15 protein-coding genes are annotated in these 15,899 nt (G+C 57.3%); 9 read left to right on the forward strand and 6 right to left on the reverse strand.

The annotated features are described in order from the left end of the window. The first annotated feature begins 50 nt into the window (after positions 1-50). Together ACFQUU_RS03655 and ACFQUU_RS03660 are read left to right on the forward strand one after the other, a co-directional pair. The gene (locus ACFQUU_RS03655; RefSeq protein WP_382242799.1) at positions 51-1,184 is read left to right on the forward strand and encodes a M14-type cytosolic carboxypeptidase; all 1,134 of its coding nucleotides are present in this window, start codon (positions 51-53) and stop codon (positions 1,182-1,184) included. After that, on the forward strand, positions 1,181-1,645 hold the full coding sequence (locus ACFQUU_RS03660; protein WP_382242802.1) for a CYTH domain-containing protein: 465 nt from the start codon (positions 1,181-1,183) through the stop codon (positions 1,643-1,645). The genes ACFQUU_RS03655 and ACFQUU_RS03660 overlap by 4 nt, the downstream gene beginning before the upstream one ends. Positions 1,646-1,853: 208 nt before the next feature. On the opposite strand, the gene ACFQUU_RS03665 is transcribed toward ACFQUU_RS03660, so the two are convergent. The 6 genes from ACFQUU_RS03665 to ACFQUU_RS03690 all read right to left on the reverse strand — a co-directional run bounded on the left by ACFQUU_RS03665 (position 1,854) and on the right by ACFQUU_RS03690 (position 9,263). Then, the gene (locus ACFQUU_RS03665; protein WP_382242805.1) at positions 1,854-3,101 is read right to left on the reverse strand and encodes a DUF2863 family protein; all 1,248 of its coding nucleotides are present in this window, start codon (positions 3,099-3,101) and stop codon (positions 1,854-1,856) included. Between the two features lie 195 nt (positions 3,102-3,296). Beyond that, on the reverse strand, positions 3,297-3,521 hold the full coding sequence (locus ACFQUU_RS03670) for a hypothetical protein (RefSeq protein ID WP_382242808.1): 225 nt from the start codon (positions 3,519-3,521) through the stop codon (positions 3,297-3,299). Between the two features lie 258 nt (positions 3,522-3,779). Beyond that, positions 3,780-6,491, reverse strand: coding sequence for an aconitate hydratase AcnA (gene acnA / locus ACFQUU_RS03675; protein WP_382242811.1), 2,712 nt, complete (start codon positions 6,489-6,491; stop codon positions 3,780-3,782). Between the two features lie 126 nt (positions 6,492-6,617). Next, positions 6,618-7,079, reverse strand: coding sequence for a hypothetical protein (locus tag ACFQUU_RS03680; protein WP_382242814.1), 462 nt, complete (start codon positions 7,077-7,079; stop codon positions 6,618-6,620). A 67-nt stretch (positions 7,080-7,146) separates the two neighbouring features. After that, the gene (locus ACFQUU_RS03685) at positions 7,147-8,118 is read right to left on the reverse strand and encodes an HpcH/HpaI aldolase/citrate lyase family protein (RefSeq protein ID WP_382242817.1); all 972 of its coding nucleotides are present in this window, start codon (positions 8,116-8,118) and stop codon (positions 7,147-7,149) included. Between the two features lie 155 nt (positions 8,119-8,273). Beyond that, positions 8,274-9,263, reverse strand: a complete 990-nt coding sequence (locus ACFQUU_RS03690; RefSeq protein WP_382242820.1) for a malate dehydrogenase — start codon at positions 9,261-9,263, stop codon at positions 8,274-8,276. Between the two features lie 307 nt (positions 9,264-9,570). Here ACFQUU_RS03690 and ACFQUU_RS03695 point away from each other — a divergent pair, with 307 nt between their 5' ends. The 7 genes from ACFQUU_RS03695 to gltA all read left to right on the forward strand — a co-directional run bounded on the left by ACFQUU_RS03695 (position 9,571) and on the right by gltA (position 15,551). Continuing rightward, positions 9,571-10,362 carry a GntR family transcriptional regulator gene (locus tag ACFQUU_RS03695; RefSeq protein WP_382242822.1) on the forward strand — a complete coding sequence of 264 codons (792 nt, stop codon included), beginning with the start codon at positions 9,571-9,573 and terminating at the stop codon, positions 10,360-10,362. Positions 10,363-10,513: 151 nt separating this feature from the next. Next, on the forward strand, positions 10,514-10,924 hold the full coding sequence (gene sdhC / locus ACFQUU_RS03700) for a succinate dehydrogenase, cytochrome b556 subunit (RefSeq protein WP_382242825.1): 411 nt from the start codon (positions 10,514-10,516) through the stop codon (positions 10,922-10,924). Continuing rightward, on the forward strand, positions 10,925-11,293 hold the full coding sequence (gene sdhD, locus ACFQUU_RS03705) for a succinate dehydrogenase, hydrophobic membrane anchor protein (protein WP_382242828.1): 369 nt from the start codon (positions 10,925-10,927) through the stop codon (positions 11,291-11,293). It abuts the gene before it with no gap. A gap of 2 nt (positions 11,294-11,295) precedes the next feature. After that, positions 11,296-13,059 (forward strand): succinate dehydrogenase flavoprotein subunit, encoded by a 1,764-nt coding sequence (sdhA, locus tag ACFQUU_RS03710; protein WP_382242831.1) that lies wholly within the window; start codon positions 11,296-11,298, stop codon positions 13,057-13,059. A 9-nt stretch (positions 13,060-13,068) separates the two neighbouring features. Beyond that, positions 13,069-13,779: a succinate dehydrogenase iron-sulfur subunit gene (locus ACFQUU_RS03715; RefSeq protein WP_382242834.1), complete on the forward strand. Its 711-nt coding sequence runs from the start codon at positions 13,069-13,071 to the stop codon at positions 13,777-13,779. Between the two features lie 112 nt (positions 13,780-13,891). Further along, positions 13,892-14,161 carry a succinate dehydrogenase assembly factor 2 gene (locus ACFQUU_RS03720; RefSeq protein WP_382242837.1) on the forward strand — a complete coding sequence of 90 codons (270 nt, stop codon included), beginning with the start codon at positions 13,892-13,894 and terminating at the stop codon, positions 14,159-14,161. Between the two features lie 85 nt (positions 14,162-14,246). Then, entirely contained in the window at positions 14,247-15,551 is a 1,305-nt protein-coding gene (gltA, locus tag ACFQUU_RS03725; protein ID WP_382242840.1) for a citrate synthase, read from the forward strand. The last annotated feature ends 348 nt before the right edge of the window (positions 15,552-15,899 follow it).

Genomic DNA, 15,899 nt, shown 5'->3' on the forward strand with positions numbered 1-15,899 from the left:
GACGCGCAGGAACTGCAAGCATTCGTCGACTAATTATTTCTCTTTTAGGCATGACAATCAAAATCAGCCAACACTTTGACGCGGGCGCCATCGAGGTGGTCCGTGCGGACTCTCCGGACTCTATCGATCTTCACCTTCGCAAGGATTCGCATGCGGAGGTTCTTCAGTGGTTTTATTTTCGTGTGCAGGGCGCGCGCGGGCAGGCTTGCACGATGCATCTGCTGAACGCGTCACAGGCGGCGTTTCCGGGCGGGTGGGTTAATTACCAGGCTGTCGCCAGCTATGACCGCGAGACGTGGTTCCGTGTGCCGACTTCGTATGACGGCAAGGTACTGACGATCTCGCATACCCCTGAGCGAGATAGCGTGTACTACGCGTATTTCGAGCCGTATTCCTGGGAGAGGCATCTGCGCTTGCTGGCGCAGGTTGAAAACATCGAGGGCGGTCGTGTGCTGGACCTGGGGTCGACGCTGGATGGGAGGGACTTCAATGTGGCGGTGCTCGGCAATCCAGATGCCGACAAAAAGATCTGGGTGATCGCACGGCAGCATCCGGGCGAGACCATGTCTGAATGGTTTGTTGAAGGCATGCTCGATGCACTGGCCGATCGATCGAATCCGCTGGCGCGTCGTTTGTTGCAGCATGCGGTTTTTTACGTGGTGCCGAACATGAATCCGGATGGCTCGGTGCGCGGCAATCTGCGTACCAATGCGGCGGGTGCCAATCTGAATCGCGAATGGGTGGATCCGTCGATGGAGCGCAGTCCCGAGGTTTATCTTGTGAAAAGCAAGATGCATGAAACGGGCTGTGATCTGTTTCTGGATGTGCATGGGGACGAGACGCTGCCGTACAACTTTGTGGCCGGTTGCGAAATGCTGGATGGCTTTACCGAGCGTCAGCAGCAGGAGCAGCAGGGGTTTATTGATAGCTTTGTGAAGGCGAGTCCGGATTTTCAGACCAAGGTCGGCTATGAGGCGAGCAAGTATCGTGAAGAGATGTTGCAGTTGGCGTCCAAGTATGTTGGACATACGTTCAAATGCATATCGTTGACGCTGGAGATGCCGTTCAAGGATAACGCCGACCTGCCTGATTCGCAGGTGGGGTGGAATGGTGCGCGCAGTGCGCGGCTTGGTGCGGCGGCGTTGCAGCCGATGCTGGATGCCATCGAGAGGATGAAGGCATGAGTGTCGAGATTGAGCGCAAGTTTCTCGTGCGGGGCGATGCCTGGAAGGCGTTGGGGCAAGGGGTGTTGCTGCGCCAGGGGTATTTGTCGTCGAATCCGGAGCGGGTTGTCCGGGTACGCATTGAGGGCGATGGTGCGGTGCTGACGATCAAGGGGCGTTCGGTGGGGGCGACGCGTGGGGAGTGGGAATATCCGATTCCGGTGGCGGATGCGCAGGCGTTTCTGGATGGGTTGTGCGAGTGGCCAATTATTGAGAAGGCGCGTTATCGGATTGAGTTTGAGGGGATGACGTGGGAGGTGGACGAGTTTATGGGGGATAACGCCGGGCTGGTGGTAGCCGAGATTGAGCTTGTGGCGGAGGATCAGGTGTTTGTGAAGCCGGAGTGGGTGGGGGATGAGGTAACGGATGATGCGCGGTATTTCAATTCGAATTTGATTCGGCGGCCTTATTTGAGTTGGTAGAGATTTTTTGGGGGCGCTGAGCGCTTAATAGATATTGCTATTGAACGACCGCACCACCCCCATCCCAACCTTCCCCCTACGAGGGGGAAGGGGTTTTACGGAGGGTGTGGCTAGCTGGACTGCAGTTTGCGGCTGCGTTTCCGAGCGTTCCAACTTAGTACTGGTGAGTCTGGCCAAATTTAAAAGCATGAGACATACGCTGCCGCTATCAATGCAAATGTCCGTTGCTTGCCGGCGCATCATCCGGCATCTCCGCATGCACCAGCTCCGCTTCCGCATCCGGATAAAGTGGTGCGCCACAGTCATCGCAGAAATCCATCGGAAACTCTTCAGAATGCCGTTTGATATGCGTGACGCCGCAGGCGCGTAGCAGCGCGATGATTTGTTCGACGGGGGTCCGCACTTCGGTATCGAGGATTTCCGGTGATGTGATGGATTCAAATGTCGTCACGGCGGATTCGTCCTCGTCTTCGGCGCCGTAGAGTGGCCAGACCACGCCGTAGACCACTTCGGGGCTTTGGCGCAGGGTGAAGGCGACACGGTATTCATCGACGCGTCCGCTGCCAGGTTCTTCGGTGAAGCTGCCGATGATGGCGCGCAGGGCAGTGGTTTCTACACCCAGCGTATGGGTCAGAAAATGTACGGCGGCGCGTATCGATGCTGGACGGATTTGACGATCGGCTTCGCGACATGCGACGTAATAGGCTTCGGGCATCAGAAGTTCAATGCCGCAACCGGGCAGCAGGGGGGCGATGTTTGGTGTGGCCTGACGCCGCCATTGCTCCAGGGCTTTTTCACGGTCGGCCGGATGCGCGCTGGCCTGCCAGGCAAACATGGGCGAGCCCATGCGGACTGCCACGGCGGCGAGCAGATAGCGGGTATCGGCAAGGAAGGGTGCTGTTTCGGGCGCATTGGCTTGCGCCTTCAAGCTTGCCGCCTTGACAGCTGCCTGTGCCATGCGCTGTGTCAGCGCAAAAGTCTCAGCATGGGTGCGGGGCAACTGATCGATGGAAAACAGGGTTGGCGCCATGGCAACGTGGGCATCCGGCGCGAGCAGATGACCGTGCAGATGCGCGCACAGTGCGTTGCGGACTTCGTCCGGTACCGGGCCGGACGCTATCGAGAAGCGCGTCCAGGCGAGGACTGGAATGGCGATCAGCAGGGCCTCGTAGTGCACGCCTTCGTGTTCGATGAAGCAAGACTCGCTGCCTGCTTCGACGGCTTCCATCAGGGTGTCGTACGCGGGCAGGTCAGCCTTGAACAGATGTTCGAGGGCTGCATCGACGTGTTCCTGATGATTGGCCTTCAGGATTTTGTGCAGCAGGGCATCCAGTGAATGCTCCCAATTCCGCTCTTCCAGACGGCTGGCTGACTGCGCCACGCCTTGCGCGAGAGAAACCAGACGCTGGCTGTCCGCTGACAACTTATTTGCAGAACTTTTGGATAGACGACGCATGGTGGATAGGATAGGCGAAGAGGAAACGTATTGTAGTTGATTCAACAGGATGCCACCAAAAGACGGCGGGTGGGAGGAGGACGATCAAGAAAACAAAACGCCGCATGCAGTGCATGCGGCGTTTTGCGTAGTATTACGTGGTGCGACCTTTGCCGCGCCTTGTGTCGGCCAGGACGATAACGATAAACGAAGTGTTTACTTGGATGCTTCCGTTCCGGATGCTGCGGGAGCGGCCGGGGTAGCAGGAGCGGCCGGTGCGCCTGGTGTCGCAGGAGTAGAACCGTGTGTGGACGAAGATGGCGCCTCGGTCGGATTATGTCCGCCTGCTTCGCCCTGCATGTCGATCTTGTCGCCGCCCTTCATGATCACGAACAGGGCAAGCAAGGCAAAGGCGATAAAGGCAACGAAGATTTTCCACATGAGCAGTCTCCTGAATGGTTCTTAAAAGTAATAAATTTGAAACCTAAGCTTTACAAGCTCTACAAACAAAACGCCGGAAAACTCCGGCGTTTTTCTTGATTAAAGAATAGCAGTGCATTCTTACACGTGGCTTGCAAGACCAGGCTGGCGTCGTCCGCCGAGCCTGGTTCGAAGATTGGCGCGACAGACCAGGCCACGCCGGTGACAGCGCGGCCCATCAAAGTACTAGGGTCCTTCTTTGCGCTGCCTTATGCCTCTTTACGCAGCCAGCAACTGACGCAGCACGAACGGCAGGATGCCGCCATGCTTGTAGTAGTCGACTTCGATCGGCGTGTCGATACGCAGCAGTACAGGGACTTCCTGCTGGCTGCCGTCGGCGCGGTTGATCACCAGGGTCACAGTCTGCTGTGGCTTGATGTCGTTTTCGATGCCTTTCAGGTCGTAGGACTCTTCACCGGTGATGTTCAGCGACTGCACGCTATCGTCGCCCAGGAATTGCAGCGGGAGGACGCCCATGCCAACCAGGTTGGAACGGTGGATACGCTCGAAGGAGCGTGCGATCACGGCCTTGACGCCTAGCAACTGCGTACCCTTGGCAGCCCAGTCGCGCGAGGAGCCGGTCCCGTACTCTTCGCCTGCGAACACCATGGTCGGCACGCCGTCGGCGACATACTTCATCGCTGCGTCGTAGATCGACATTTGTTCACCGCTTGGCTGGTGCACGGTCAGGCCGCCTTCAACGCGGGAGCCGTCTTCCTTCGGCGGGATCATCAGGTTCTTGATACGCACGTTGGCGAAGGTGCCGCGCATCATGACTTCATGGTTGCCACGACGCGAGCCGTAGGAGTTGAAGTCAGCCTTCAAAACGCCGTTTTCCAGCAGCCATTTGCCGGCCGGGCTGGTTTCCTTGATGGAGCCTGCCGGGGAGATGTGGTCGGTGGTGATCGAGTCGCCGAAGACGCCCAGTGCACGCGCACCGGAAATGCCGGTTGCTGCGGCTTTCGGCTGCATTTCGAAGTCGTTGAAGAATGGTGGTTCGGCAATGTAGGTCGATGCCGGCCAGTTGTAGACTTCGCCCTTGGCGACGCCTTTGATCTGCTCCCACAGCTTGCCAGGCGCTCCTTTGACATCGGCATAGTTGTCCTTGAAGGTCTTGCCGTTGAGCGCGTATTTCATCAACTTGTTGATCTCGTCCGAGGTCGGCCAGATGTCGCCCAGGTAGATGTCCTTGCCACCCTTGCCCTTACCGACCGGTTCGGTCATCAGGTCGCGTGTGACATTGCCGGCGATCGCATAGGCAACGACCAGCGGTGGCGAAGCCAGGAAGTTGGAACGGATGTTCGGGTGGATACGTGCTTCAAAGTTGCGGTTGCCCGAGAGCACGGCTGACGCCACGATGTCGTTCTTGATGATCGCTTCGTTGAGTTCCGGTGTCAGGTCGCCGGCGTTACCGATGCAGGTGGTGCAGCCATAGGCGGTGACGCCGAAGCCCAGCTTCTCCATGTAGGGGAGCAGGCCGGTATCTTCTAGGTACTTGGTGACGACGCGCGACCCGGGCGCGAGCGAAGTTTTGATGTGTGGAGCGACCTTCAGACCGGCTTCAACGGCTTTCTTGGACAGCAGGCCGGCGGCCAGCAGCACGCTCGGGTTGGAGGTGTTGGTACAGGAGGTGATCGCGGCAATCAGCACGTCGCCGTTCTTGACCTTGACGCCATTGGTGGTCTCGTACTGCGCGTCGAGATCTTCCGGGTTCTTGTTGAAGCCGTTTTCGGACACCGGCTTGGAGAACAGGTCCGCAAAAGTCGTCTTGACGTTGCCGATTTCGATGCGGTCTTGCGGACGCTTCGGACCAGCCAGCGACGGAGCGACAGTACCGAGGTCGAGTTCGACCACGGTGGAATAGTCGATGTCGCCAACTTTTGGAATGCCGAACAGGTTCTGGGCCTTGAAGTAGGCTTCGAAGGCGTCGATTTCGGCCTTGGTACGGCCGGTGCCGCGGAAGTATTCGATGGTCGCTTCGTCAACCGGGAAGAAGCCCATGGTGGCGCCGTATTCCGGTGCCATGTTGCCGATGGTGGCGCGGTCGGTCAGTGTCAGGGACTCTGTGCCTTCGCCGAAGAATTCCACGAACTTGCCCACGACCTTTTGCTTGCGCAGCAATTCGGTAATGGTCAGGACCAGGTCAGTCGCTGTGACGCCTTCGCGCAGCGCGCCGGTCAGGTTGACACCGACGACGTCTGGAGTCAGGAAGTAGACCGGCTGGCCAAGCATACCCGCTTCCGCTTCAATGCCGCCCACGCCCCAGCCGACTACGCCGATGCCGTTGATCATGGTGGTGTGGGAATCGGTACCGACCAGTGTGTCCGGATAGTAAATATCTTGTTTCTTGTGAACACCGCGGGCCAGATACTCAAGGTTGACCTGGTGCACGATGCCGAAGCCGGGCGGCACGACGCCGAAGGTGTCAAATGCCTGCATGCCCCACTTCATGAACTGATAGCGCTCGTTGTTGCGCTGGAATTCCAGTTTCATGTTGAGGTCGAGCGCTTTCTTTTCGCGGAAGTGGTCGATCTGCACTGAATGGTCGACAACCAGGTCAACCGGTACCAGCGGCTCGATGTTCTTCGGTTTCTTGCCCAGCTTGGAGGCGACGTTACGCATCGCGGCCAGGTCGGCCAGCAGCGGAACGCCAGTGAAGTCCTGCAATACGACGCGCGCGACAACGAAGGGGATCTCGTCGACACGGGGAGCCGTCGGAGCCCAGTTCGCCAGTTCGCGAACGTGCTCTTCGGTCACTTTCTTGCCGTCGCAGTTGCGCAATACGGATTCGAGCACGATGCGGATCGAAACCGGCAGGCGCGAAATGTTCACGCCAAGCTTCTTCTCCAGCGCGGGTAGCGAGTAGAACTTGCCTTTCTTGGAATCCGAGATCTTGAATTCCTTCAGCGTGTTCAGAGTATTGCGGGACATAACCTCTCCTTAATTGTTAGTACTGAACTGTTTATATACGTTGGTATTTATGTTGAACTTCAAACCGTATCTACGCAACATGGCCGGATAACCGGCCCCATTGCACTTGTTGCATTCCTGCCGGCATCAACCGTTGCTGGCCGCCTTCGGTGCCGACTGCTCCAGAGTCTTGCACTCATTGGCGAGTTGCTGGCCTTTCTTGGAATCGAGCAGCATGCCTTTGGCAGGGATGCCGATCCAGACCAGGCCCTTCTTTGAGTTTTCAAAGCGGTTGGCGCCGGTAGTGGTCGACACGCGCGCCAAGTGGTGCAGGCGTTTGTTCCAGCGCAGTGCGATCTCGTCTGTATCGGAGAGTTGATAAATGGTCAGCTTGTTCCCGAGCTCACAGTCGTAGGCAGTCCCGGTCAGACCTGCGATGTCTGGTTCCTTCTCATCGTCGGCTGCGGCAGGAGCTTCCTTGGTAGACTTCTTTGCCGGCGGCTTCTTGACCGCCTTGGTGTCTGGTTTGGTCTTGGCTTCTTCTGCCATGGAGGGCAGGGCGACGCCTAGGCTGGTGATGAGCAGAGCGATTGCTGATACGGTTTTCATGACGGTGTTTCCTTTAGAGCGCGCCAAGGTTGATCGAGTGGTTGTAAAGCGTCGCATGTGCTTTTTGCTATAACAGATTTCCCGCTGCTTCGGGCATCGGCATGCCTCCCGCTTTCGCACGTTGCAATATCGTCCAGTAGTAACGATAGCTTGCGCGGTCGTGCAGCTTGCCGTTGTATTGTATAGGTCCCCATTGCGCTGCCTGCGCGTCGGTCAGGATATGGACTGCTTCGCTGACTTCGGAGCTGCGCGGCGACAAGGCTTTCAGTATGGGCTTAATCTGGTCCGGATGGATGCTCCACATGCGCATATAGCCGAATTCTCCGGCGGCGCGGGTTGCATCATTGGCGACGATCGCCGTGTCCTTGATCTCTGTGGTCACGTTGTGGGACGGCACTTTGCCGTGCGCATGGCAGGCGGCCGCCATTTCCAGCTTGGCGCGCACCACCAGCGGATGCGTAAACTGGCCGGGCGAGCGCATCGCGTTGCCGGGGATCGCGCCGTAATGCGAGGAAACAAAGTCCATGATGCCGAAGGACAGGCATTCGACTTCGGGTAGAACGGCGATGGCGTGCGCCTCGGCAAGTGCGCCATGTGTCTCGATCAGAACATGGACCGGCAGCTTGTCGCGCCCCGCCTTTTTGGCATGGCGCTTGATCAGGGTGATGGCGCGCCTGACTTCAGCGGCGCTGTTGACCTTGGGCAGGACCAGATACGCCAGGCGCGGTGCCGCGCCTTGGCAAATGATCTCGACGTCTTGTTCAAAGCAGGGATGCGTCGTGTCATGGACGCGGGCGCCGATGCGGTTGAAGCGATTGGCGTCGCTGGCGATCAGCGAGGCGACGAGGCGCGCGTGCGCTTCTTCATTGCCGGCGCTGGCGCCGTCTTCGCAGTCGAAGGTGATATCAAAAACAGGACCAAGTTCTTGTTGCAGGGCAATCGACTTGAGCATCAGCTTTTCGGAGCCGGCATAGTGATCGCAGACCGGGATGGAAACCGGCAGATGTGTGCCCTGGAATAAGACCTCGGAAGGGTGCATGTGCAGCGTGGCTGACGTCGGTTGTAAAGCGATGAACGAAGGGCAAATAGGCAAACTGGCAAAAATGCAGAAGGACAAGTGACGCTGTCGGACGCGCCTGCGCGCATCACTTGTCCCGTTGCGAGAGCGCTTAAGCGCTCAGTTCGCTCAGTTGCTTAGCCGACCAGGTGCTTGACGCCTTCGCGCTCTTCGAGCAGTTCCTTCAGTGTCAGGTTGATGCGCTCTTGGGAGAACGCGTCGATTTCCAGACCCTGGACGATCTTGTACTCGCCGTTTTCGGTAGTGACAGGATAACCGAACATGGTACCTTCCGGAATGCCGTAGGAGCCGTCCGACGGAATACCCATGGTAGTCCATTTGCCGTTGGTGCCCAGCACCCAGTCACGTACGTGGTCGATGGCTGCATTTGCTGCCGAAGCTGCCGAAGACAGGCCGCGTGCTTCGATGATGGCTGCACCGCGCTTGCCGACTGTCGGCAGGTAGACGTCCTTGGTCCAGGCTTCGTCATTCACCAGTGCCTTCGCCGGTTGGCCGTCGACGGTTGCGTGGGTGAAGTCAGCGTACATGGTTGGGGAGTGGTTGCCCCATACGCACAGCTTTTCGATCGATGTGATCGGCTTGCCAACTTTGGCGGCCAGTTGGGAGAGTGCGCGGTTGTGGTCCAGGCGCAGCATCGCGGTGAAGTTCTTGGATGGCAGGTTCGGTGCCGACTTCATGGCGATGTAGGCATTGGTGTTGGCCGGGTTGCCAACGACCAGCACTTTAACGTTGCGCGATGCAACAGCGTCGAGTGCCTTGCCCTGAACGGTGAAGATTTGTGCATTGGCTTCGAGCAGATCCTTGCGCTCCATGCCCGGGCCGCGGGGACGTGCGCCGACCAGCAGGGCGACATCGATGTCCTTGAATGCGGTCATCGGATCGCTGTGTGCGGTCATGCCGGCCAGCAGCGGGAATGCGCAGTCGTCGATTTCCATCATCACGCCCTTGAGCGCCTTCTGGGCCTTTTCATCCGGGATTTCGAGCAGTTGCAGGATAACTGGCTGGTCTTTGCCCAGCATGTCGCCGTTGGCGATGCGGAAAAGCAGGGAGTAGCCGATTTGACCGGCGGCGCCGGTAACGGCAACGCGCATTGGGGCTTTAGCCATGATGAATCTCCAAAGTGGGAATGAAAACGGGCGAAAATTTTGCGTAAAATTTCTGCAAGCCTGTAATAATACAATACCGTCGAAAGAAAGCATTTCAACGCTATCGATCACAGCCGACCGTCGGTTCTCCACCGGATTCGCGTAGGCTGCAACCAGGCTTCCTGTGCGGCTTGCGTCCTGCAAATATTGCCCGCGAGTGTAGGCTTCTGTTTGCGCTCTGTCAATGAGTATCATATATCTTATATAAGACATATGTCTTAGCATGTTTTGCTGGACTGCAAGGCAGGTTTTATGGTGAAATCCTGCTATGAGTTCCGCCACGTCCAATACGATAAATCCCGGCGCGCCTGCGACAGGTGCGGGAGTCGCTGCTCCCGGAACATCTCCGACCTTCAGCCCTCTTTACCAGCAGATCAAGTCGCTCATCCTGCAGAGCCTGCAGTCAGGTGAGTGGAAGCCGGGTGAACTCATCCCCAGCGAGGTCGAACTGGCCAATCGCTTCAAGGTCAGCCAGGGTACGGTGCGCAAGGCGATCGACGAACTGTCCGCCGAGAACCTGGTTGTGCGCCGTCAAGGCAAAGGTACCTTCGTTGCCACGCATCATGAAGCGCGTGCGCAATTCCGATTTTTGCGGTTGATGCCGGATACCGGCGAGCCGCACTCCGCCGATAACAATATCCTTGAAGTCAAGAGACTGCGCGCGCCCGCGGAAGTGGCGCGCCAACTGGATATCAAATCGGGTGATTCCGTAGTTTTCATCAAGCGCGTGCAGTCGTTCGACGGCGCGCCCACCATTGTCGAAGAGTTGTGGTTGCCCGGTGCGATCTTCAAGGGGCTGACGGCAGAACGCCTCGTTGAGTACAAAGGCCCTATGTATGGCTTGTTCGAAACCGAGTTTGGCACACGCATGATTCGCGCTTCCGAGCGCATCCGTGCGGTTGCGGCGGATGAGTCCACTGCAGAATTGCTTAATGTCGCGCACAATACGCCATTGTTAAGCGTTGAGCGGGTCTCATATACCTATGGGGATAAGCCGGTAGAGGTTCGGCGCGGACTATACCGGACCGATAGTCACCATTATCAGAACGACCTGAGTTAAGAGTGAGTAGAAGCTCGTGGAATTGGCTCGTGATGTTGTTAGATTCGGTCGCTTGCCGAACGGAAAATTGTCTTAGGTGAAGATACCTATTGGTGTGCCGCACAAAAATCGGCGAAAATTACGGGATTATTAAGCTCAGGGAGGTCCTCTCATGTCGGAAGCCGTAAAGAAAAATCGGCAAAAATTTGGCGTGATGCGATTCGCAGACATCGCACACTACAAGCTGCCACTGGCGGCGTATCTTTCCATTCTCCACCGCATCAGCGGCGCTCTGATGGTGGTGTTACTTCCCTTTACACTCTACCTTCTCGATCAAAGCCTCACTTCCGAGATTTCGTTCGAGTACCTCAAGGGCTTCACGTCTGGCTGGTTTGTCAAATTGGTCATCCTCGGCCTGGTCTGGGCTTATCTGCACCATTTCTTTGCTGGCTTCCGCCACCTGCTGATGGACTTCCATATGGGCGTGGACAAGGAAAGCGGGCGCAAGACATCGATCGCGGTTTTTGTCGTCAGCCTGGTACCGACAGCACTGGTTGCATTGAAATTGTTCGGAGCGTTTTAAATGGAAAATAACAATATTGGACCGAAGCGGCTGGTCGTCGGTGCGCACTACGGCCTCAGAGACTGGATGGGTCAGCGTGTCACCGCGATCGTGATGGCCATCTATACCGTCATCCTGCTGGTCGCATTCCTCACCGCAAATAATTTCAGTTACGAAGGCTGGGCAGGCCTGTTCGCTCACCAGTGGTTCAAGCTGGCAACATTCGTGACCTTCCTTTCGCTGCTATACCACGCCTGGGTCGGCATGCGTAATATCTGGATGGACTATGTGACGAAGTCGGTAGCGGCGCGTCTCTTATTGCAGGTTGCCACACTCCTGTGGCTGGTCGGTTGCGCTGGCTGGGCCGCGCAGATTATTTGGAGCGTGTAATCGTGGCAGCAATCAAACAATCCATTCCTACCCGTCGTTTTGATGCAGTGATCGTCGGTGCCGGCGGTTCCGGCATGCGCGCTTCGCTGCAACTGGCCGAAGCCGGTCTGAACGTCGCAGTATTATCCAAAGTATTTCCCACCCGTTCGCACACAGTTGCAGCACAGGGCGGTATCGGCGCGTCGCTCGGTAATATGTCCGAAGACAACTGGTACTGGCACATGTTCGACACCGTCAAGGGTTCCGACTATCTCGGCGATCAGGACGCCATTGAATTCATGTGCCGCGAAGCACCGAAGGTCGTGTACGAACTCGAACACTTCGGCATGCCTTTCGACCGTAATCCCGACGGCACAATTTACCAGCGTCCGTTCGGCGGGCACACCGCCAACTTCGGTGAAAAGCCGGTGCAGCGTGCATGCGCTGCAGCCGACCGTACCGGCCATGCGCTGCTGCACACGCTGTATCAGCGTAACGTGCGCGCCAAGACCCACTTTTTTGTTGAGTGGATGGCAATCGACCTGGTCCGTGATCAGGATGGTGACGTGCTCGGCGTCGTCGCCCTCGAGATGGAAACCGGCGATGTGATGATTCTCGAAGCCAAGACCACAATGTTCGCGACTGGTGGAGCGGGACGTATCTTTGCCGCTTCGACCAACGCGTTCATCAATACCGGTGACGGCATGGGCATGGCTGCACGTGCCGGTCTGCCACTGCAGGACATGGAATTCTGGCAATTCCACCCGACCGGCGTGTCCGGCGCAGGCGTGCTGATTACTGAAGGTGTGCGCGGCGAAGGCGGCATCCTGATCAACTCCAACGGCGAACGTTTCATGGAGCGCTATGCGCCGACGCTGAAGGATCTGGCGCCACGCGACTTCGTGTCCCGTTCGATGGACCAGGAAATCAAGGAAGGCCGCGGTTGTGGTCCAAACAAGGATCACGTCTTGCTGGACCTGCGTCACATTGGCGCCGACACCATCAAGAAGCGTCTGCCCTCGATTCTGGAAATCGGCCATAAGTTCGCCAACGTTGACGCGACCAAGGAACCAATTCCTGTCGTGCCGACCATCCACTATCAGATGGGTGGTATTCCGACCAATATTCATGGTCAGGTGGTCGTTCCCAAGAACGGTATCCCGAACGACGTGGTCAACGGCATGTACGCAATCGGCGAATGCGCCTGTGTGTCCGTGCACGGCGCAAACCGCCTTGGCACCAACTCGCTGCTCGACCTGGTGGTCTTCGGCCGTGCTGCCGGTAACCACATCGTCGCCAGCAACCTCAAGGCCAAGAGCCACAAGCCGCTGCCTGCGGATGCCGCTGACATCGCGCTGTCGCGCCTGGCCCGCCTGGAAACCAGCACTGGTTCCGAGCGCGTGCAGGACGTCGCCAACGCGATCCGCTCCACCATGCAGCAATACTGTGGCGTGTTCCGTACCGACGAACTGCTGCAGACCGGTTTCAAGAAAATCATGGAACTCGACGAACGTCGCAAGCATGTGTCGTTCAAGGACAAGTCCAAGGTCTTCAACACCGCCCGCGTGGAAGCGCTTGAACTGGATAACCTCATTGAAACGGCGAAGGCTACCATCACTTCGGCAGCAGCCCGCAAGGAATCACGCGGTGCCCATGCGCATCGCGATTACGAGAAGCGTGACGACGAGAACTGGATGAAGCACACCCTGTTCTTCTCGGAAGGCAACCGTCTTGATTACAAGCCGCTGACCGTTGAAACCTTCAAGCCAAAAGCACGTACTTTCTAAGGTAAGAACATGGCACGTACCCTGAAATTTCAAATCTATCGCTACGATCCCGATAAGGATGCAAAGCCTTACATGCAGGACCTGACAGTCACCCTGCAAGACACTGACAAGATGCTGCTTGATGCATTGCAGCGCATCAAGGCTGACGTGGATGATTCTTTGGCATTGCGCCGCTCCTGCCGTGAAGGCGTCTGCGGTTCGGACGCGATGAACATCAACGGCAAGAATGGCCTGGCATGCACGACCAACCTGAATGAACTGACAGAACCAATCGTGCTGCGTCCGCTGCCCGGCCTGCCGGTCATTCGCGACCTGATCGTCGACATGACGCAGTTCTTCAAGCAGTACAACTCGATCAAGCCTTACCTGATCAACGACACGATTCCCCCTGAGAAGGAGCGTCTGCAGACGCCGGCGGAGCGTGAAGAACTTGATGGCCTGTACGAGTGCATCCTGTGTGCATGCTGCTCGACTTCCTGCCCGTCGTTCTGGTGGAACCCGGACAAGTTCGTTGGTCCTGCGGGTCTGTTGCAGGCTTACCGCTTCATCGCGGATAGCCGAGATGAGGCAACCAATGCGCGTCTCGACAACCTCGAAGACCCGTATCGCCTGTTCCGCTGCCACACGATCATGAACTGCGTCGATGTGTGTCCGAAGGGTCTGAACCCGACACGCGCCATTGGCAAGATCAAGGAACTGATGGTTCGCCGAGCGGTGTAAGCCAATGCAAGAACAGGGCGGAAGCGTTTCAGCTTCCGCCTTATTTCATGAGCGCACTGCAGCCCATCTTGCGTGTCGCAGTGAGCTCATGAAATAGAGTGAACGAGAAATTATGTCCAGCAACCATCAAGCCGATCCCATCAAACGTGCCCGCCTGCGCTGGCGCGCACGTCGTGGATTGCTCGAAAACGATCTGATCGTGACGCGCTTTCTTGACGCGCACGAGGAGAACTTGACTGATGAAGAGGTCGATGCGTTTTCGCGCCTGCTGGAGTTGTCGGACAACGAATTGATGGACTTGCTTTTAGCGCGCAAGGAACCCGTGGGCGAAGTGGATCTTCCGCATGTCCATGCGTTACTGGCGAGACTGCGCGCTGCCTGAGAACAGCCGGCCACAGGCTGAAAACAGGTGCAGTTATCCGGTTTTTTTACAATCGACTCACCCCTCCTCACTAGAAGGAAGAGACATGACAAACTCTGATACCAAAGCAACCCTGTCGTTCTCGGACGGCTCCTCGTCGCTGGACCTGCCGATCTATAAAGGCACGATCGGTCCGGACGTCGTTGACATCCGCAAGCTGTATGGCTCTACCGGCAAGTTCACGTACGACCCGGGATTCATGTCCACTGCGGCGTGTAATTCGTCGATCACCTACATCGATGGTGACAAGGGTGAGCTGCTGTATCGTGGCTATCCGATCGAGCAGCTCGCAGTCAATTGCGACTTTCTCGAAACCTGCTACCTGCTGATGAATGGTGAGTTGCCGAACGCAGCTGAAAAAGACAAATTCGTTACCACCGTGACCAATCACACGATGGTTCACGAGCAGATGCAATTCTTCTTCCGCGGTTTCCGCCGTGATGCGCACCCCATGTCGGTCCTCGTTGGTACCGTCGGCGCGTTGTCTTCGTTCTACCATGACTCGCTCGACATCAATGACCCGCATCACCGCGAAGTGTCGGCTATCCGTCTGATCGCCAAGCTGCCGACCCTGGTTGCGATGGCTTATAAATACTCGGTTGGCCAGCCGTTCGTATACCCCCGCAATGACTTGTCGTACTCCGCCAATTTCATGCGCATGATGTTCTCGAACCCATGCGAAGAGTACAAGGTCAATGACGTGCTGGTGCGCGCGCTGGATCGCATCCTTATCCTGCACGCGGATCACGAGCAGAATGCATCGACATCGACCGTTCGTCTGGCCGGTTCGTCGGGTGCGAACCCGTTCGCCTGTATCGCTGCCGGTATCGCCTGCCTGTGGGGCCCGGCTCACGGTGGCGCAAATGAAGCCGCGCTGACCATGCTGCGCGAGATCGGTTCGGTCGACAAGATCGGCGAGTTCGTCAAGCAGGTCAAGGATAAGAATTCCGGCGTCAAGCTGATGGGCTTTGGTCACCGTGTCTACAAGAACTACGATCCCCGCGCCAAACTGATGCGCGAAACCTGCCACGAAGTGCTGAACGAACTCGGCCTGCAGGACGACCCGCTGTTCAAGCTGGCGATGGCTCTGGAAAAGGTCGCGCTGGAAGACGAATACTTCGTCAGCCGCAAACTCTATCCGAACGTCGACTTCTACTCCGGCATCGTTCAGTCTGCGCTCGGTATCCCGGTTTCGCTGTTCACCGGTATCTTCGCGATGGCACGTACCGTCGGCTGGATCGCCCAGTGGAACGAAATGATTTCCGATCCCGAGCAGAAGATCGGTCGTCCGCGTCAGTTGTACGTCGGTGCGCCACGTCGCGACGTGCCCACCATGGCACAGCGCGGTTAATCGCCTTTCCTGTCGGGCGCCTTCGCCCCGGCAGCAAGTCGGTAATAGACAAGAAAGCGAGTCTTCGGACTCGCTTTTTTTATGGATACGGCAAGCGCGCAATGGTCACGCGGTTCTGCAGGTCAGTGATTCAGAGGACTGCACTGTCGCAGCGCTATGGATGCCAATCAGACCAGACAGGGCAGGGCGCAGAGCCGGCTCATGGGAACAAAATGCAGCACGTTTTTGGGCCAGAGCATTTCGTCGATTTGGGGGCAAGAGTTCTATGCTATGCTAGCGTTTCCAAAAATACTGGTACCACCTCAGGTCGTCACGTAGCCCTTCCCCACAACTTGATGTGCGATCCGC

Origin of the sequence: Herbaspirillum sp. GCM10030257 (assembly GCF_042666555.1) — a bacterium.
Classification (GTDB): Bacteria; Pseudomonadota; Gammaproteobacteria; order Burkholderiales; family Burkholderiaceae_D; genus Noviherbaspirillum.